This window comes from Legionella clemsonensis, assembly GCF_002240035.1.
In the GTDB taxonomy this organism is placed as follows: Bacteria; Pseudomonadota; Gammaproteobacteria; order Legionellales; family Legionellaceae; genus Tatlockia; species Tatlockia clemsonensis.
Map to the genome: position 1 here is coordinate 926,351 of NZ_CP016397.1, position 19,295 is coordinate 945,645.

Sequence of the window (19,295 nt, forward strand, 5' to 3'; positions counted from 1 at the left end):
AGTGTGGCACGTTTTTCTGTAAACGAAAATAGTAGTCAACAAGGGCCTCCGGACAACAGTGTTTACACAAGCGAAAGAGGCAATCTTCATTAGTTTTTAATCGTTCAAGAACTATGCAAATAGTACAAGCCTGCTCTAGATAGTCGCCCACTAAATAATAAACTATTGACTTAAAGCACAGGTTGTTTAACAGTAAGCAGTATCTAGTTGAAAAATTTAATGTTTTTGGCATGTCATTTGCTTATGCCATCTTTAAATAATAAGTATAAGCTAAAGTAGTAACCTAAAGCGCTTACAGGATCGTTATGGCGGAAAAAGAAGTTTTATCTCAGGAAGAAATAGATGCATTATTAAATACAGTAGAGACTGATTCCCCACCGCATGACAAGGATGCTTCAATTCCCGTTGAACGAACATCGACGCCTCCCGGGGAAGAGCATATCGAAGTGCTTAATTTTTCCAGCCAGGAAAGAGTAGTACGAGGAGAGCTTCCTGTACTTGATAAAATTCATGATCGGGCGGCCCGTTTTTTCGCAAATGATATCTATCAGCTGATGGCTAAGGACTTGCAGATTAAACAAGAGGCCTTGGGAATAATTAAGCACCGCGAATTTATGAGTAGCCTCCCTAATCCCACCCTAATGACTATCCGTCGTTTTAAACCGCTAAGAGGGAAGGCATTAATCTTATTCGATAGTATTTTTGTTTATGATTTGGTGGATTACTATTTTGGGGGAAGTTCCCAATTTCTGGCACAAAAAACACGTACTGATTTTACTGCTACTGAACTTCGCGTTATGGAAATTATCATTGAAAAGTTGGTGCGTAATATTGAGCAGGCATGGGCACCCATCATTAAACTGGAAGCGTTAAAAGTAGGGGATGAAACAAACCCCCAACTTGTACATATCGGTGAACCGAACGAATTACTTTTGGTAAGTCGGTTTAATCTGGATTTTGGCAAAGAATCAGGTTCTTTTTCCTTCGTTATTCCCTACTCTATGGTTGAACCGATTAAACAGCAGCTGGAATTAGGTGCTGCACGACCTGATGATGAAATTGATCCTAATTGGGTTATGTCTTTGAAAGAAGAATTAATGGATGTGGAACTTACCGTAAGTTCAGTGATGGCACAAACCAGCAGCACGCTAGGAAAAGTGATGGAGTGGCAAGTGGGTGATTTTATTCCCATGGAAAGAAATGAAGAGGTTACTCTGGATATTGAGGGTACGCCAGGATTTACTGCTACGATGGGTAGTGCCAATGATAAAAGAGCGGTAAAGATTATTAAGAAAATAAGTTACTAGGGGAGTTGAATGACTAATCAAGCAGAACCAGCACCAGCACCAACTAATGAAACAATACCACCTGCCAATACCCCACAGGATGCTGCTGATGTGGAGAAATCACAGGATGCTGATGTAGAGAAAATGGAATTAATTTTGGATATTCCGGTGGCAATAACGGTTGAGATTGGGCGCACGAAAATGACAATTCGCAATCTTTTACAGTTGAATCAAGGGGGAATTATTGCACTGGATCGTCTGGCTAGTGAACCCCTCGATGTGTTGGTGAATGGAACATTAGTGGCTCACGGAGAAGTGGTCGTAGTTAATGACAAATTTGGTATAAGATTAACGGATATCGTCAGTAAAACAGAAAGGATTAAGCGCTTACGATGAGGAAATGGTTTTGGATTTTCTTTCCGACTACAGCATGGACAGGCAGTATCAGCAATGCGTCTTCTATTAGTAACAGCGAACTCTTACGGGTAATGTCAGGTTTATTACTTGTGGTGGGTGTCATTGTTTTTTTATCATGGCTGTTGCGTCGTCTCAACAATGCTGGGTTAGGCAATACAAAGGAATTCAAAGTTATTGCGAGTATGAGTTTAGGGACTAGAGAAAAAATAATGCTAATTAATACGGGAAATCGTTTTTTACTAATAGGGGTCACTTCAGGAAGTATCAATACCCTCTATGATTTTGGTGAGGAATTACCTGCGGGCTTTTTATCAGAGACTAAACCATCATTTAGTGAATTTCTTAAAACAGCTCTCGGAAAGTCGTAAAGCATGAAAAAACTAATAATTCCCGTATTACTTTTAATCAGCATTCCCTGGTTTGCCAGTGCAGCAACGACTTCTTTGCCTGCAGTGACAGTTTCAGGTGCTCCAAATGGAAGTCAAACTTACAGTATCAATTTGCAAATCCTCCTTTTTATGACATTGTTAAGTGTCTTGCCCGGTTTACTGATGGCAGTGACGGCATTTACCCGCATCATTATTGTCTTATCGATTCTGCGACAAGCCATTGGCATGGCGCAAACCCCTACTAATCAGATTTTAATCGGTATTGCCCTTTTCTTAACATTTTTTGTAATGTCACCTGTATTTAATCAAATTAACCAACAGGCACTACAACCCTATCTGGCTGACCAAATTGAATTCCCGCAAGCCCTGCAAAATGCTCAGGGTCCCTTGCGTACTTTTATGTTAAATCAAACACGAAAAAATGATCTCTTACTCTTTGAAAAATTTAATAATGCTACTTATAGCAATCTTAATGAGATACCTATAAATGTGCTTATACCTGCTTTTGTTACTAGCGAATTAAAAACCGCGTTTCAAATTGGTTTTATCTTATTTTTACCTTTCTTAATTATTGATTTGGTGGTTGCCAGTGTACTTATGGCAATGGGTATGATGATGTTATCGCCGTTGATTATTTCCTTGCCATTTAAAATCATGTTATTCGTGATGGTCGATGGATGGACTTTGGTATTAGGTTCATTGGCGTCAAGTTTTGCTACTTAGGAGGAGCAATGACACCAGAAACAGTATTATCGGTATTTAGCGAAGGCGTCTATGTAATGATTCTTATGCTGACTGTGCTCATTATTCCGGGTTTAATTGTCGGTTTGCTGGTAGCTATGTTTCAAGCGGCAACTCAAATTAATGAAATGAGTTTAAGTTTTATTCCTAAATTATTGATTACTTTTATGGTGATGGTGATTGCAGGTCCGTGGTTATTGAAAACCATTGTTAATTACACCGACTCATTAATCAGCAACATTCCTTATCTAATAGGTTAATCGATGAATGTTAATTATCCTGAAATGATTACCTTGTTTAGTAAAGTGGTGTGGCCGTTGCCTCGCATAAGCAGTTTATTTTTAACTATGCCTTTAATTTCCTCAGTCATGGTTCCCGCTCGCATTCGCATTATTTTTTCCATGGTACTGGCTTTTTTATGTGCACCTGCTATTGCAGATAGTCTGTCTCTGCTCCATTTTGATGGACGTTATATTGGGTTTATCGGCAATGAAATATTGCTTGGTATCTTGATTGGTTTTATTTTGCAATTGGTTTTTCAAGTGTTTATCTTGGGTGGACAAATTATTGCCATGCAGGCAGGGCTTGGATTTGCTGTCATGGTTGACCCTGCCAGCAAAGCGAGTGTTCCTTTATTAAGTCAGTTTTATTTGATGATGATAAGTTTGATTTTTTTAAGTTTAAATGGTCATCTGGCGGTATTGAATATTTTGCTGAGTAGTTTTAGGGAAATGCCTGTAGGACAAGTTGATATCAGCTTGTCAGCATTGGGTAGCATATTAAGTTTTTCCGGGTGGATGTTTAAAGAGGCAGTGTTAGTCGCTTTACCAGCTATTCTGGCCTTACTTGTCGTAAATCTCGCTTTTGGTATCATGACGCGCGTAGCGCCACAGCTTAATATTTTTTCGATGGGTTTTCCCTTAACCTTGTTAATGGGGATGGTGATTATTCACATTAGTTTACCAGGTGTTTCTTCGCAAATAGCCGATAGCATTGAGCAGGGAATGCATCTTATTAAAGGACTTCTACACTAATGGCCGACGAAGAACAATCACAGGAAAAAACCGAACAGCCCTCGCCCAAACGACTTAAGGAAGCCAGAGAAAAAGGGCAGGTAGCGCGCTCAAAAGATTTTAATGCTACATTAATCTTGCTTTTTTCCGGAAGTGGCATTTTCCTCTTTGGCAGCTATATCGCCGAGCAGCTCATGCAAATGATGCGTCAAGCTTTTGACTTTAACAGTCAGATATTAAAAACACCCTTTGTATTGTTAAAACAGCTTTACCTGATAATCCAGGGGGATTGTGGTCAATTATACCTTTGCTGCTATTGATTTTAGTCCTGTCTGCCTGTGCTCCTTTACTGATGGGAGGGTGGGTTTTCAGCATGGATGTCTTGCAGCCAAAATGGTCACGCTTAAGCCCGCTTAAAGGTTTCAAGCGCATGTTTTCATTAAAAGGCATGGTCGAAATGGCCAAGGCATTGATAAAATTTTTATTGGTTGTCGTTGTAGCCATTGTTGTCTTATGGTGGAAAATTTCTTTTTTGTTAAATCTTGCTGATTTTTCATTAAGTAACGCTATTACCAGTGGATTGGGAACTGTGGCGCAATGCTTTTTATTAATTAGCGCCAGTCTCATTTTAATTGCTGCGGTGGATGTACCATTCCAATGGCATGAGCACAATAAGCAGTTAAAAATGACCAAACAAGAATTAAAAGACGAATACAAAGAAACGGAAGGTAAACCTGAAGTTAAAAGTCATATTCGCAAAGTGCAACAGGAAATGGCGCGAAAACGGATGATGAGTGAGATACCAAAAGCTGACGTGGTTCTGACAAACCCGACTCATTATGCGGTGGCATTGAATTATAAGCAACAAGGTAATAAAGCACCTGTTGTTGTCGCTAAAGGAAAGGATTTAATTGCCTTGCAAATCATCCGGGTTGCTCAGGCAAACTATATACCCTCACTAACAGTTCCTACTCTGGCAAGAGCAATTTATTTTTCAACTGAACTCAATGCCGAGATTCCAAGAGGACTCTATGTCGCTGTTGCCCAGGTACTGGCTTACATCTTCCAACTCAAAGACAAGCAACATTACGATAAAAATCCTGAGTTTTTAAAGCATTTACCGATTCCCGATGAATTAAAACGAGAGGCAGCATTATGAATGCGGTATTACAATTCATGCGTCAATGGATACAACAAGGTTTGGGTACTCCTTTAATGCTCATCATCATGCTAAGTATGATGATTTTGCCTTTGCCGGCGTTTTTTCTGGACATTTTGTTTACCTTTAACATTGCCCTGTCTCTAATTGTATTACTGGCAGTCATCTATAGTGACAGACCATTGGATTTTGCCGTATTTCCTACAGTAATCTTAATTGCTACATTATTACGTCTGGCTTTAAATGTCGCCTCTACCCGCGTGGTACTGCTTCATGGACATACTGGTACGGATGCTGCAGGACAGGTGATTCAATCCTTTGGGGAAGTTGTTATTGGAGGTAGCTATACCGTAGGTTTGGTTGTTTTTATTATCCTTGTTGTTATTAACTTTGTGGTGGTCACCAAAGGTGCCGGGCGCGTGTCGGAAGTAAGCGCTCGTTTTACGCTTGATTCTTTACCTGGCAAACAAATGGCAATTGATGCAGATTTGAATGCAGGATTGATTACACAAGAACAAGCGATTAATCGACGTGCTGAAGTTGCTCAGGAAGCAGATTTTTATGGTTCAATGGATGGTGCCAGTAAGTTTGTACGTGGAGATGCTATCGCAGGTATTCTAATTTTGCTGATTAATATCATCGGTGGTTTGGTAATAGGCGTTGCCCAACATGGAATGAGTTTCGCAGATGCTTTACATAACTATATTCTGCTGACAATTGGTGACGGATTAGTCGCTCAGGTGCCTTCTCTCGTTTTATCGACCGCGGCGGCCATTATGGTGACTCGTGTCTCCAGTTCGCAAAATATGAGCAATGCAGTCGTCAATCAAGTCTTTGGTAATCCACGCTCCCTCATTATTGCTGCAGCGATTATTGGTATTATTGGTCTTATCCCCGGAATGCCACATATTGCTTTTTTAATGCTGGCAGCTGGTTTGGGAGGGATGGCCTATATGCTGAATAAACAACAGAAACAGAAAAAGAAAGCTGAAAAAATTGCTGAATCTACAGCCAATACGCCGAGTGAACCAGCAGGAGGCGAGCTTTCCTGGGATGATGTAAATCCGGTTGACGTCATTGGATTGGAGGTGGGCTACAGGCTTATTCCATTAGTAGATAGTGCTCAGGGGGGTGTTTTATTGTCACGGATTAAAGGGGTACGTAAAAAAATATCGCAGGAGTTGGGATTTCTTATTCCAACAGTGCATATCCGCGACAACTTGGATTTAAAGCCTAATCATTATCGAATTAGTCTTGCAGGCGTTGTTATGGGAGAGGCGGCAATTTTTAATGATAAATGGCTGGCAATCAACCCGGGGCAGGTTTTTGGTGAGCTGGATGGGCAGACTACTAAAGATCCAGCGTTTGGTTTAGACGCTGTCTGGATTAATGAAAACCAAAAAGAACACGCCCATACCTTTGGTTATACCGTTGTGGATGCTTCTACCGTTGTTGCAACTCATTTAAGTCAAATCCTTGAAGAAAACAGTTATCAGCTTTTGGGATATGAAGAAACTCAACAATTGCTGGATAAATTGGCAAGTAATTCACCTAAATTAGTTAAAGAACTTATACCTGAAGCACTCTCATTAGGTGCAGTGAGCAAAGTGCTGCAAGGTTTGCTAGTAGAACATATTCCGCTAACGGATATTAGAACCATTGTTGAAACTTTGGCGGAGGCAGCTGTCAAATCCAAGGATACTGATTATTTAATTAGCCAGGTGCGCGTTGCCTTGTCTCGATTAATTACCCAGAAAATTAGTGGCTTGAATCAGGAACTACCTATTATTACATTAAAACCCGAATTGGAACAATTATTGCAAAATACAATTCAAAGCAGTGGTGGACAGGGAGTGAGTTTTGAACCGGGAATGGCTGACAAGATTCAGCAATCTTTGGCTCAGTTAGCCGCGCAGCAACAGGCTAAACAGGAATTGGCTGTTTTAGTGGTACAACCTGGTATTCGATCGGTTCTGGCACGTTTTGTGCGTAATATTTCAAGTAATTTACATGTGTTATCGTATCAGGAAATTCCTGATAACAAACAAATACGGATTATTGGTACGGTTGGTTAATAAGGTGGAGACTTATGAAATTAAAACGCTTTGTCGCACTCGATACACGAAGTGCAATGCAACAAATCAAAGCGACTTTTGGCCCTGATGCAGTAATTTTATCAAGTAGCCGCGTTGATAATGGGGTAGAGATTGTAGCTGCAGTCGATTTTGACGAAACAGTATTAACAGCTAATGCAGCGATTGCCAGTGCTGAGCCTGCCAGTCAAGTGAGTGAAAAACAAGCTTCATCAATGTCTCCATTAGATGAAATGCGTCAGGAAATTCAAACACTGCGAGGAATGCTAGAAATCCAGATGCGTGGTCATACCCCACCACAAGCAAAACAACCTCTTCATGCTTTGTTAATCCAAAAATTAATGGATTTAAGTGTCAGTCAAATAACTGCTTCAAGTTTGGTTCATCAGATTGATCCCAGACTCAATCAACAGCAAGCATGGCAAAAGGTATTAAGTCATTTCTCTGACATTTTGCCCATTCGTAATCTGCAACGTATAGAAGAGGGTGGTATTTATGCCTTTGTTGGTCCTACAGGCGTTGGCAAAACAACAACATTAGCAAAAGTTGCTGCACGTTTTGCGCTTCGCTTTGGTGCCGATAAACTTGGTCTGGTCACCATGGATACTTATCGAGTTGCTGCTCAGGAGCAATTAGTACTTTACGGTAAAATTTTGGGTGTTCCGGTTTGTGTGGCTCAGGATGAAGTATCACTTAGTCGGGTCATCAGACAACTTAATGATAAAAAATTAATTCTTATTGATACTGCTGGAATGAATCCGGCAGATAATCGAGTTTCTGTACAAATGGACTTATTGAATTCGCGACTGCATTCGATTTCTACTGTTTTGGTATTGCCGGCCACCAGCCATTACCATGTATTGCTGAATGCCATTAAGCTTTATCAAGTTGAACGTCTTGAGCAATGTATTATTACCAAACTGGATGAGGCTATTACGTTGGGGGGGTGTTAAGTGCAGTAGCAGAAACAGGTTTGGAACTTAGTTATTTAACGCACGGGCAACGTGTGCCTGAAGATATTAAAATGGCCACAAGTTATCAATTAATTGAACAATTTTCCGAGCAGGAAAAATTACTTCATAATGAAGCTAATCCTCTGAAGGCTACAAGGGGGCAGTATGTCGAAGACTAGTAATACCACTGATCAGGCAGCAGGACTTCGCAACCTGTCTCGTTCAAAACCAGTCCAAGTGATTGCGGTAGCTGCAGGGAAAGGTGGTGTAGGAAAAAGCAACATTTCTGTCAATTTAGCGGTAGCTTTAGGACAAAAAAACAAAAAAGTGTTACTTCTTGATGCTGATTTAGGTTTGGCTAATGTGGATATCATGCTTGGGTTGCATGCTAAATATAACCTTTCTCATGTTGTTCAGGGACTCTGTCACTTAAGCGATATTATGCTTCAAGGTCCTGAAGGTATTCGCGTGATCCCTGCCTCCTCGGGAACTGATTACATGACGCAATTAACTCCCAGTGAGCACGCGGGGATTATTAATGCGTTTAATGAGATTACGGATGATGTGGATTATATGATTATTGATACTGCTGCCGGTATTTCAGATACGGTATTAAGTTTTGCTCGCTCCGCACAAGAACTCATTGTTATTGTTTGCGACGAGCCCACCTCTCTTACCGATGCCTATGCGTTAATCAAGCTTATGACTAAACGCTATGAGTGGAGCCATTTTCATGTTTTATCGAACATGGTACGCAGCAATAAAGAGGGGCGTGAACTATTCAATAAATTAGACCGTGTCGCTGAACACTTTTTGAATGTGCGATTGGATTATATTGGCGCAATTCCATTTGATGAACGTGTGCACGAGGCAGTGAAAAAACAAAAACCTGTATTATTAGCTTACCCTGACTCGCAAGCCGCAAAAGCAGTTTTACAGTTAGCAGAGAGGGTAGAGAGTTGGCCGCATAAACAGGCTTTAGGAGGTAATACCAGCTTTTTTCTTGAGCGTCTCGTTACTGGTGAACACTAGGGAGTTTTAAGCTTGTCTTGCCAAAGCTTAATTTTAATTAAACTTTGGACGGAAAGACTAAGGAGAAATCGTGGATGCTTTGGCTGCGTACAGCAAAGTGAATCAACAGACACAGGAAATGCTGGTGAAAAGCCATGCATTAATGGTAAAACGAATCGCACACCATTTATTGGGGCGCCTACCACATTCTGTGCAACTGGATGATTTAGTACAAGCGGGCATGCTTGGTTTATTAGAGGCGGTAAGACATTATGACTCAACAAAAGGCGCTTCCTTTGAAACCTATGCAGGCATTCGTATTCGTGGGCATATGTTAGATGAGGTGCGACGTAATGATTGGGTGCCTCGATCTGTGTATCGGAATGCGCGTATGATTGCTGATGCTGTTAGAAAAGTAGAAAATCGTTTGGGTCGTGACGCAAAAGATCATGAAGTGGCAAAAGAGCTTCATGTAAGTCTCGATGAATACTACGACATGTTAAAGGATTCTGCAGGTAGTCAGCTCTACGGGTTTGATGATTTAGGCGTTACGGATGATATTCTAAAGATAGATAGCGATAATACCTCTACTGAACCTCACAAAAAGGTATTGCAGGACGATATAATTGATCAGCTTTCTCAAATCATAGATGGTTTGCCTGAAAAAGAACGGCTGGTGTTATCGTTGTATTACGAGCAGGATCTTAATTTAAAAGAAATTGGTGAGGTACTCGGTGTCAGTGAATCGCGCGTTTCGCAGATTCATAGTCAAGCAACGCTTCGCATTAAATCGCGCTTACCGGAGTGATATCACTATGGATGGATTGACATTACTTGGGCTAATCACTGCTTTTGCTTCAATCATTGTCGGTCAAATGTTTGAAGGTGGGGAAATTCATTCTCTTCTTAATTTTCCAGCCTTGTTTATTGTAGCTGGAGGTACTGTTGGTGCTGTTATGATACAAACGCCATTTCGTACATTTGTAAGAGCTTTCAAAGTATTGCCCTGGATTTTGAAACCACCCGAATTACCTTTTGAAAGAAGCCGCGAGCAATTAATTGATTTATCGCGCAGAGCCAGACAATTTGGTTTACTCTCTTTAGAAGAGCATATTGAACGAGAGAAAAATCAGCTCATGCGTCATGGGTTAGAATTATTAGTAGTTGGTGTGGACAAGCAAACGATAAGACAAGTACTGGAAGCAGAAATTGTACGTTCTGAAGATCAGGACATGCGTGCGGCTCAGGTGTTTGAAAGCATGGGCGGGTATAGTCCGACTATTGGTATCTTAGGCGCAGTATTAGGTCTGATACAGGTTATGCGTAATTTAGCTGATCCAACTGAACTAGGAGTAGGAATTGCAGTTGCTTTCGTAGCTACAATTTATGGCGTAGGGTTTGCAAATTTAATGTTTTTGCCAATAGCTAACAAAATAAAAAGCTGCATTGCTAATCAAATGCATCATGATGAAATGATTGTGGAAGGATTAGTCTCGATGGCAAGTGGTGAAAGCCCTAATATGCTAAACTTGAAATTAAATAACTACGGACAGCACCATCAGCATGCAAGGAAGAAAAAAGAAAGCGGATAACCATGAGGATGCCCACCGATGGGTGGTTTCCTATGCAGATTTCATCACATTATTATTTGCTTTTTTTGTAGTAATGTATGCAATATCCTCCGTTAATGTTTCGAAATACAAATCCCTGGCTCAGGGGATGCATTCTGCCTTTGCAAAAAAAGGAGATAAGAAACCCGTTGATGAGCCACCTAAATTAAAAGATCCAAATAGTCCTGAAGCGACATCGAATCCTAAAGATCCATTTGGTGATCTTGTTAAATCCCTAGCTGAACTTCAAGATTCTGATTATCAAATGAATCCTCAAGATGGATGGATTGAATTAGACATCAAAGCTGGTGCTTTATTTGAAAGTGGCAGTGCCGAATTAAGACCGATTGCCTTTGTAAAATTAATGCAAATAGCTGAGGTCATCAAGAAACTTCCTTACCCTATTGCTTTGGAGGGTTATACGGATGATGTGCCCATTTATACGAATCAATACCCGTCAAACTGGGAATTATCAGCTGCTCGAGCGGCGTCAGTTGCAAGAATGTTAACCATGTTCGGGGTAGGTCAAAGTCGTATTACAGTTACCGGTTTTGGAGAACAATATCCCATAGCCGATAATGCTACTGAAGAAGGACGTGCTAAAAACAGACGAGTGAACATGATTATTGCCAAGGATAAAACTGTACCACGCTTGCTAAATCCGGCCATCATTATGAAAACCCCCAAGCTTATCCCCGATGAGGATGAAGAGATATCAAAGGATAATGACAAACAAAACAACAAAATTGAACCAGTAAGTAAGGAAGCATCATGATGATTGTTGCAAGCATTGCTATCGTTTCAAGTTTATTTCTAGTTAGAGCAGCTTTTCGTTTTAAGAAAATAGTTAAGGGATTAAATGAACAGCTCAATGCATTAGCGCAAGAATTAAAACAGCTTCAGCGTAATCATGCGGTTTTAGTAAATGCGGATTTGGGCTTTGCCAAACAAATTGCAGAAATTAACCGTTTGTTTGCTAGTATGGATAACCAACTGCACACCTTGGAAAATAAGCGTGACAATGATGGCGGTTATCAGCATGCATTACGTATTTTAGAAATGGGTGGTGATAAAGAGGAAATCATTACCAGCTGTCATCTATCGAATGCGGAAGCAGAATTATTAATGAATTTGCATGCTTATCGCACGGTTATAAAAACGCATCCTCATCGGGGTAATAGTTAGGAGCTAACTGTATCCTATAATTGTAGAAGGAGAAAATTATGGCTGTTTTTCTTAATCATACCATTGTAGCAGCGCGTGATAACCAAGCCTCAGCAGATTTTTTAGCTGAAATACTGAACCTCCCCACCCCTAAACATTGGGGACCGTTCGTCATGGTACAAACGAGTAACGAAGTCAGCCTTGATTATAAAAAAATGACTGGAACCATTCACCCGCAGCATTATGCATTTTTAGTCAGCGAGGCTGAATTTGATGAGAGCTTTAAGCGAATTAAAGATAAAAATCTTAGCTATTGGGCTGACCCAGAGCAATCAAAGCTTGGCGAGATTAATCATTGGGATGGGGGAAGAGGAGTTTATTTTGAAGATCCGGATGGTCATTTGATGGAAATTATTACGCGGCCTTACGGAGATAGAAAAGATAGAGAGAAATAAAAATTTGTTCTGGATTGCTTCACTTTGTTCGCAACGCCGACATTAAAAATTTTGTCTTGTGCAGAGCTTTTTTATATGACAAGGCGCTAATTTTAATTTTCGCTTAATAGTCTTATGGTAAAGTTTGTCTTTTCGAAGACTACAATGGTGAAAAAGTGCTCTATTTTGTCCATCTTATCAAAACAAAAAGTTTTTCTGAAATAATAAAACCACTTCCCAATTCCAAAATATTCAAGATGATTCTCCCTTTGAATTACGAAATCTCGACGTTAAAATTCTTCGATATCACCAGGAAATTTCCTCATTAAAAGAAAAACTTTCCCCATCAACGATTTCAAAGACAGCAGCCATTGTTGAAATCTTTCAAACTTTTAAGAAGCAACAACAGTCGCTTCTTGAAATTTTTAAAATCTCCGCAAATCTCACCATTCTCTATAAAAACAAGAATGGAATACATAAGGAATTAGTTAATTTAAAATTGGCAGCAGAGCAACAATTAAAAATTCATCGTCATTTTAGGCGCTGGGCGGCTAGCATTGTGCCAGAGCAAAGCCTTTATTCTATACCCCATGTGATTTCTAGAAATGTTTCGGAATCCTGACCTTCTAAAGCTATAGGCTATGACGAGGCGTATGTGTATGACAATTCCTCAGAAAAAGATAAAGGATTTGCTCTTCGCGGTGAAGGTGTGCCACTACCGCCGCGTTTACAACGAGAAGCACTCGATCCAAAACATCGCGCATGGGTACCATGTACCATGCAATTCGGCATGCTCTAAAACCTATCCATGATGATTGGGTGAATGGGGACAAAGAAGAAGATTTAACCGTTGAAGTGGCTTTTAATGAAGCGCTGCAACAAAAAGAAAAACTCTTTGATATAACCCTGTCGCAAAAGGATTGGGAGGAATTTGTAGCGGATGATCCACGCTGGTTTAACAGCTTTAATTACTATTTAAACGCAACATAGGCTTTGGATTATTTAGTAACAACCAATGAGCAAAAGCAGCTATGTTGGTCATAATTATCATGGCAACAACCCAGAGGATGCATCACTTGCTGCGATGGAACATTAAAAAATAGGCTATAAATTTTTGAGGAAAGAAGTAAGATCTGGAATAAAAAATGAATTTGTAAAAGATGATCTTTTAGCCAAACAGGAATACAATAACGTCGCTAATTTTAATTAATTAACCCTAAATCTGAGGCCATCAATGGATCACTCGCTTCATACTTTAGATATCGATAGTTTAAATAACCTGACCACTGAGGCCAAATATCAGGCTCTTGCTTCGCTGGAGGCAGGAAAAGTGATTTATTTGCCTCATTATCCTTTTCATCTGAATACATTGGAGCAGCATCAGCTTTTGTCAGATAATTTTTTGGATGGGAAGCATAAGAATTTGAGCTTTGACTACCAAAAGAGACGTTTAGGGGGCATTGATTGCAACCCTGATCCTGCAACAGAAGCGCTTTTACAAACGTTTATGACCCGTTATGCTGAATTTGCCAAAAGTTTGATCACTACCTTAATACCGGAATATGAGAACGCAATTCTTTGGGGGCGAACCAGTTATCGACCTACTGAAATTAAAGGACGCATCAGTTCAAGACGAAAAGATGACAAGCGTTTACATGTGGACTCTTTCCCTTCAAGCCCTGTCTATGGAAAACGAATCTTGCGTGTTTTTACGAATGTAAACCCTTATGGTGAGCCACGCGTTTGGCATTTAGGGGAATCTTTCCCTCAGGTACTAGCACGTTTTTCCTCAAGCATTCCTCCTTATAACCGTATGATAGCCAAATTACTACACATGATTAGGGCTACTAAAACTGTACGTTCAGCTTATGATCATTATCAATTAAATTTACATAACAGCATGAAATTGGATGATGGTTATCAGCAGAAAGTGAAGAAACAACGTGTCGAATTTCCGGCGCAAAGCACCTGGATAGTGTTTACTGATCAAGTTTCCCATGCTGCCTTAAGCGGCCAATTTCTATTGGAACAAACGTTTTATTTACCAGTAGATGGTATGAAGAATCCAGAGTTATCCCCGTTAAAGCATTGGGAGAAAGAAAAAAACCTCGATGCAACGACTCAACCCGCTTGCTAGTTTGCTGTTTAATTGCATACGATTTCTAGACCGCATTGATTACAAAGATGCCAATAATTCATGCAAGATGGGGGGTATGAAGTTAACTCAAATATGATCTTGTCATGAAACACCGTAATACTCCTATGGTCAGAAATTAGCTTTAGTTGTACAATAATGCCCTTGTTTTAAAACCTGAAGGATGCTCATGCTAGAAGTAAATCAAATCACTCTAACTTTGGCTGATTTGGATAAGCGAATTACAGCGCTTAGGGGGTATCTTTGACTTTGATAATAAATGTGAGCGTCTGGAAGAGGTTACGCGCGAATTAGAATCTTCAGAAGTCTGGAATAATCCTGAACATGCCCAAGCATTAGGTCGAGAACGTTCACAACTTGAAGCTGTCGTTCATCAATTAGAGCAATTAAGCAAGTCAATTGTCGATTTAACCGAACTTTTTGAGCTAGCTCGCACTGAAGACGATGAAACAATGATTCAGGAAGTGGCCGGTGAAATGGCTGTTGTCGAACAGCGTGTTTCTGAACTTGAATTTCGCCGCATGTTTTCCGGAGAAATGGACAGTGCCAATGCTTATTTGGATATTCAGGCAGGCTCAGGTGGGACAGAAGCACAAGATTGGGCTGAAATGTTGCTTCGTATGTATTTACGCTGGGGAGAGCATCACGGTTTTGGTACAGAATTAATTGAATGTTCCGCAGGGGAAGTGGCAGGTATTAAAAGTGCCACTATCTATTTTACCGGTGAACATGCTTACGGTTGGTTGCGGACTGAGACGGGGGTGCATCGGCTAGTAAGAAAATCACCGTTTGACTCTGGAAATCGGCGTCATACTTCCTTTGCAGCTGTTTTTGTTTCTCCTGAAATTGATGATGATATTGATATTGAAATAAATCCAGCGGATTTACGTATCGATACCTATCGAGCGTCAGGTGCAGGAGGACAGCATGTTAACCGTACTGATTCTGCGGTACGTATCACGCACGAACCTAGTGGTATTGTAGTTCAATGTCAAACGGATAGAAGCCAACATAAAAACAAAGATCAGGCGATGAAACAGTTACGTGCTAAGCTCTATGAAATGGAAATGCAGAAAAAAAATGCAGCGCAGCAAGTGCTGGAGGCATCGAAATCTGATATTGGATGGGGGTCGCAAATTCGTTCCTATGTCCTTGATCAATCGCGAATAAAGGATTTACGAACAGGCGTAGAAACAAGTAACACACAAGCAGTTTTAGACGGTGATCTTGATCAATTTATTGAAGCCAGTTTAAAGGCAGGAGTAGGGGAACAATGACAGAAGAACATTTAGACGAAAGTGAAGTTTATCAAATTCGTAAACAAAAACTAACTGATTTGCGTGAGAGTGGATTTAATTTCCCCAATAAATTTCGCCGCCATGATGTAGCACTCGATTTGTTTAATAAGTACGCCCATCTTGAAAAAGAACAGTTGGCTGAACAACACATTAACGTGGTGGTGGCTGGACGAATTGTCTTACGTCGTATTATGGGTAAGGCAAGTTTTTTCCATATTCAAGATGTTTCAGGCCGCATTCAAGTTTACGTTCGTCAGAATGAGTTACCCGAACTTTATGAGCAGTTTAAACATTGGGATTTAGGAGACATCGTTGGCGTCAAGGGTGAATTATTTAAAACCAACACGGGTGAATTGACTGTTAATGCACAGCATATAGAGTTATTAACAAAGTCATTACGGCCTTTGCCTGATAAATTCCATGGTCTGGCTGATCAGGAGTTACGTTACCGTAAACGCTACGTGGATTTAATAGCGAATGAAGAGAGTCGCAATACATTTTTGATACGTTCCAAACTCATTACGGCCTTTCGTCAGTTTATGGACAGCCATCAGTTCCTTGAGGTTGAAACACCTATGATGCATCCAATTCCTGGGGGTGCTATAGCACGGCCATTTATCACGCATCACAATACGCTGGACATGCAGATGTTTCTTCGCATTGCGCCTGAGCTTTATTTAAAGCGTTTGGTTGTTGGAGGGTTTGAGCGTGTTTATGAGATTAACCGGAATTTTCGTAACGAAGGTATCTCTACACGGCATAATCCTGAATTTACCATGGTTGAATTTTATCAAGCCTATGCAGATTATAGTGATTTAATGGATTTTACCGAGAAATTGCTACGCTATTTATGCGATACGGTATTGGAAAAGCAGCAGATTGAATACCAGGGACAGTTAATCGATTTTTCCAAACCCTTTGAAAGAATGACAGTTAAAGAGGCAATTTTACACTATCATAAAGAATTAGCGCATGGTCAGCTGGATTCTGTCGAGGGTTGTCGCGCTTTGCTTGAGCAATTAAGCATCATTTATAAACCTACGGATGGTATAGGGAAGTTACAAATGTTGGTGTTTGAAGAAACTGTTGAACATTTGCTCATTCAACCCACATTTATTACTGCTTATCCCACAGAAGTATCTCCTTTGGCAAGACGTAATGATATGAATCCTGAGGTGACTGATCGCTTTGAGTTTTTTATTGCAGGTCGTGAAATTGCTAATGGCTTCTCGGAACTTAACGATGCACAGGATCAAGCCGAACGTTTCCAAAAACAGGTGGAAGAAAAGGACGCAGGAGATTTGGAAGCCATGCATTTCGATAGTGATTACATCGAAGCGCTGGAATATGGTATGCCTCCTACTGCTGGGGAAGGGATAGGTATTGATCGCCTGGTAATGTTATTCACTAATTCCCCTTCTATTCGCGATGTCATTCTATTCCCGCATTTACGGCAAAATTAATTTTAAAGGGGCAGCTTAAAAGCTGCCTTTTTATTTTAGTTAGAGTCATTGCTTCTCCGTTTATTATCTATAATAAATTTATACAAGGGAGAAAATAATGGACACCGACACAAAAATAGAGGAGATGCAAAAACTCCTGCGTAGCATTGACTATAAAATGGATGAACTCATGTCGCAGCTTGATAATATTGAGAATTTACTAGACGAGCGTTTTGATGAGCTATTAACTCGTTCCCAAGGCAGTAAGAATGCCGAATGAGTTTATCTGGCAATTATTCTAACAAGTATTATAAAAACCGGCCTTTTAAATGTCCTGAGTCGTGATTTTTCCCCAGTGTGCCAAATCAAGCTTATGGATCGGATATTCCTTATCTGTCAACACAAGAGGGCTGATAATCGGGCAGACTATTGATTGACTTATCCTAACCATCCCACTCACCCCTAGTCCCTCACTGTCCGATGCTGTAGTTCAGGCAGCATCTCACGATGCTTGCCTGATGCTTTCGTGCCGGCTACATTATATTGACACTTTACACCTTCCCGTGGTGCTCAAGGGGTAAAAGCCCGAACACACCTAAGCCGAAAATTGATTGATTTGCCGCCGCTGCCCTGGACGTCATCGTTGAAGTCCTGGATCCATGCGGTGGTATCAGCGTCGCCCGAAACCTCGGTAGAACTCCAGTAGACCTCATTGGTAAACCCGCCTAAATTACTCGTAAACAAGGTTGTGTATAAGTTGGGGTTAGTAGTGCCACATCCAGCATCATCACCTAAACCTATAAATCGTCCGAGCTCGCAAATGGCCGGCATGTACCAGTCATTAAAGCCGCCGTCAGATAAATCTACACAGAGTTGAGCGGCAACGGGTGGGGTTAAGCCCGCGGCAATGATGCGACTCGTGTTGCATGCTCCATCATTTTTACCATCACAGGAATTTGGACCGGGCATAGATGTTTGATTAATGCCTCCTACCTCTACATTCGGTCCCCATTGAACTCCTGCTGATTGGTCACTCATTGCCGCCACTTTACCACTGATACTTCCGGTATTGGAGGTGGAGTCATCGATAGAAAATAAAAAGCCGCCTTGATAAATACAACCGTATCCTAATACCAGCACATTGATATTTGTGGAGAACGCATTATCAGCACTGACCGTGACAACAGTCGGCACGGGTTCAGTCCCTGGCGATGTGGTACAGGCATTCGCATTGCTATCGGGGCTGGCCGTACTGCCCGGGGTGATGGTAATGTCGCAGGTGGCGCCAGCATTGAGTGTACCCATACAGGTATTACTGGTAATTAAAGTGCCCGTTGGAAATCCGGAAGTACTCACCTGTACGTTGCTTGCGGGCATTGAGCCTGTATTTTCTATGCGGATGATGCGTGGATTGCCAGTCAATGCTGGGTCAGACACAGGAAAAGGGCTTTGAATTGACAGCGCCAGGTTTTGACTGAGAGGAGACAATGTTGCCTGACCAAAGGTCACCGCTACGGTATGGTTAGCCTGGATATTGTTCAACTGAAAGGTGGTACCGCCATTTTGTACCACATTGCCATCCAGCAACCATTGATTGACTCCGAAGCCGGTATTGGGTGTTGCCGTAAATGTCAGGCTGCTGCCAGCATTAACTCGCTGTGCTGTTGCAGGGGAAATAGAGCCGTTAGCACCCGCCGATGGCGTGACAATGAATTGCTGGACGGGGGGCTGCTGTGTCAGACGAATTCGTAACATATTGTCTGAACTCGGCTGGTAACACTGCAAGTCATTACCCTGCTGACATAATACCGGGCCTCCAATGACATTTCCTTGCAACGCTGAGCCATTCACATTAAGTATCAATGTGCAACTTCCTTTAGCGGGGAGTCGGCAGGGTGCAGTTTGATTAATCCCCGCAATCCTTTTCATGAATAGAATCTTTGGTTTGGAGGATTGATTATGTAGGGTATAGATAATCTGGGCGCTTTGTCCTTTGGCAACAGTAATGGAAGTTGGCGTTTGGGGTGCGAAAGTCCATAAGGGCTTGGCTGCTTGTACGTTTAACAGCATTAAACAAGAGAAAAGGGCTGTGATGGCAATGCTAAAAAAATGTCTTTCCTTTCTATGCAT

General features: G+C 41.1%; 19 protein-coding genes and 2 pseudogenes. 20 read left to right on the forward strand and 1 reads right to left on the reverse strand.

Features of this window, described 5'->3' with window-relative positions; all coding sequences use genetic code 11:
- Positions 1 to 305 precede the first annotated feature (305 nt).
- From fliM to clem_RS14765, 20 genes and pseudogenes are all read left to right on the forward strand, one after another.
- Positions 306 to 1,307 carry a flagellar motor switch protein FliM gene (gene fliM / locus clem_RS03975; protein WP_094090436.1) on the forward strand — a complete coding sequence of 334 codons (1,002 nt, stop codon included), beginning with the start codon at positions 306 to 308 and terminating at the stop codon, positions 1,305 to 1,307.
- Positions 1,308 to 1,316: 9 nt separating this feature from the next.
- Complete coding sequence (fliN, locus tag clem_RS03980; RefSeq protein ID WP_232505554.1) at positions 1,317 to 1,682, forward strand: flagellar motor switch protein FliN; 366 nt, start codon at positions 1,317 to 1,319, stop codon at positions 1,680 to 1,682.
- Complete coding sequence (gene fliO, locus clem_RS03985) at positions 1,679 to 2,071, forward strand: flagellar biosynthetic protein FliO (RefSeq protein ID WP_094090437.1); 393 nt, start codon at positions 1,679 to 1,681, stop codon at positions 2,069 to 2,071. The genes fliN and fliO overlap by 4 nt, the downstream gene beginning before the upstream one ends.
- Before the next feature lie 3 nt (positions 2,072 to 2,074).
- Positions 2,075 to 2,815, forward strand: coding sequence for a flagellar type III secretion system pore protein FliP (fliP, locus tag clem_RS03990; RefSeq protein WP_094090438.1), 741 nt, complete (start codon positions 2,075 to 2,077; stop codon positions 2,813 to 2,815).
- 8 nt (positions 2,816 to 2,823) lie between these two features.
- Complete coding sequence (fliQ, locus tag clem_RS03995) at positions 2,824 to 3,093, forward strand: flagellar biosynthesis protein FliQ (RefSeq protein WP_094090439.1); 270 nt, start codon at positions 2,824 to 2,826, stop codon at positions 3,091 to 3,093.
- A gap of 3 nt (positions 3,094 to 3,096) precedes the next feature.
- Positions 3,097 to 3,867: a flagellar biosynthetic protein FliR gene (gene fliR / locus clem_RS04000; RefSeq protein WP_094090440.1), complete on the forward strand. Its 771-nt coding sequence runs from the start codon at positions 3,097 to 3,099 to the stop codon at positions 3,865 to 3,867.
- A pseudogene (flhB, locus tag clem_RS04005) lies at positions 3,867 to 5,005 on the forward strand (flagellar biosynthesis protein FlhB). The gene fliR and the pseudogene flhB overlap by 1 nt, the downstream one beginning before the upstream one ends.
- Positions 5,002 to 7,080, forward strand: a complete 2,079-nt coding sequence (gene flhA, locus clem_RS04010) for a flagellar biosynthesis protein FlhA (RefSeq protein WP_094090441.1) — start codon at positions 5,002 to 5,004, stop codon at positions 7,078 to 7,080. The pseudogene flhB and the gene flhA overlap by 4 nt, the downstream one beginning before the upstream one ends.
- Before the next feature lie 14 nt (positions 7,081 to 7,094).
- Positions 7,095 to 8,230: pseudogene (gene flhF / locus clem_RS04015) on the forward strand (flagellar biosynthesis protein FlhF).
- A complete protein-coding gene (locus clem_RS04020; protein WP_094090442.1) occupies positions 8,217 to 9,083 on the forward strand; it encodes a MinD/ParA family protein in 867 nt (288 codons plus the stop codon). The pseudogene flhF and the gene clem_RS04020 overlap by 14 nt, the downstream one beginning before the upstream one ends.
- 70 nt (positions 9,084 to 9,153) lie before the next feature.
- Entirely contained in the window at positions 9,154 to 9,870 is a 717-nt protein-coding gene (locus clem_RS04025; RefSeq protein ID WP_094090443.1) for an RNA polymerase sigma factor FliA, read from the forward strand.
- Between the two features lie 7 nt (positions 9,871 to 9,877).
- The gene (locus clem_RS04030) at positions 9,878 to 10,654 is read left to right on the forward strand and encodes a flagellar motor protein (protein ID WP_094090444.1); all 777 of its coding nucleotides are present in this window, start codon (positions 9,878 to 9,880) and stop codon (positions 10,652 to 10,654) included.
- Complete coding sequence (locus clem_RS04035) at positions 10,626 to 11,447, forward strand: OmpA family protein (protein WP_094090445.1); 822 nt, start codon at positions 10,626 to 10,628, stop codon at positions 11,445 to 11,447. Before clem_RS04030 ends, clem_RS04035 begins: the two co-directional genes overlap by 29 nt.
- Positions 11,441 to 11,857: a DUF2802 domain-containing protein gene (locus clem_RS04040; protein ID WP_408606887.1), complete on the forward strand. Its 417-nt coding sequence runs from the start codon at positions 11,441 to 11,443 to the stop codon at positions 11,855 to 11,857. Before clem_RS04035 ends, clem_RS04040 begins: the two co-directional genes overlap by 7 nt.
- Before the next feature lie 38 nt (positions 11,858 to 11,895).
- Positions 11,896 to 12,291: a VOC family protein gene (locus clem_RS04045; protein WP_094090446.1), complete on the forward strand. Its 396-nt coding sequence runs from the start codon at positions 11,896 to 11,898 to the stop codon at positions 12,289 to 12,291.
- A gap of 750 nt (positions 12,292 to 13,041) precedes the next feature.
- Positions 13,042 to 13,260, forward strand: a complete 219-nt coding sequence (locus tag clem_RS04050; protein ID WP_094090447.1) for a hypothetical protein — start codon at positions 13,042 to 13,044, stop codon at positions 13,258 to 13,260.
- A gap of 244 nt (positions 13,261 to 13,504) precedes the next feature.
- Positions 13,505 to 14,407 carry a Kdo hydroxylase family protein gene (locus clem_RS04055; protein ID WP_094090448.1) on the forward strand — a complete coding sequence of 301 codons (903 nt, stop codon included), beginning with the start codon at positions 13,505 to 13,507 and terminating at the stop codon, positions 14,405 to 14,407.
- Between the two features lie 187 nt (positions 14,408 to 14,594).
- Positions 14,595 to 15,702, forward strand: a protein-coding gene (gene prfB / locus clem_RS04060) for a peptide chain release factor 2 (RefSeq protein WP_157698171.1) whose coding sequence is annotated in 2 segments (ribosomal slippage) — positions 14,595 to 14,669 and positions 14,671 to 15,702 — 1,107 coding nt in all. Because the reading frame shifts where the segments join, the coding sequence is not laid out codon by codon here.
- On the forward strand, positions 15,699 to 17,186 hold the full coding sequence (gene lysS, locus clem_RS04065) for a lysine--tRNA ligase (protein ID WP_094090450.1): 1,488 nt from the start codon (positions 15,699 to 15,701) through the stop codon (positions 17,184 to 17,186). The genes prfB and lysS overlap by 4 nt, the downstream gene beginning before the upstream one ends.
- A 97-nt stretch (positions 17,187 to 17,283) precedes the next feature.
- Positions 17,284 to 17,445 (forward strand): hypothetical protein, encoded by a 162-nt coding sequence (locus clem_RS14765; protein ID WP_157698172.1) that lies wholly within the window; start codon positions 17,284 to 17,286, stop codon positions 17,443 to 17,445.
- Positions 17,446 to 17,735: 290 nt separating this feature from the next.
- Here the strand turns inward: clem_RS14765 and clem_RS04070 are convergent, their stop codons facing one another.
- The gene (locus clem_RS04070) at positions 17,736 to 19,295 is read right to left on the reverse strand and encodes a DUF1566 domain-containing protein (protein ID WP_094090451.1); all 1,560 of its coding nucleotides are present in this window, start codon (positions 19,293 to 19,295) and stop codon (positions 17,736 to 17,738) included.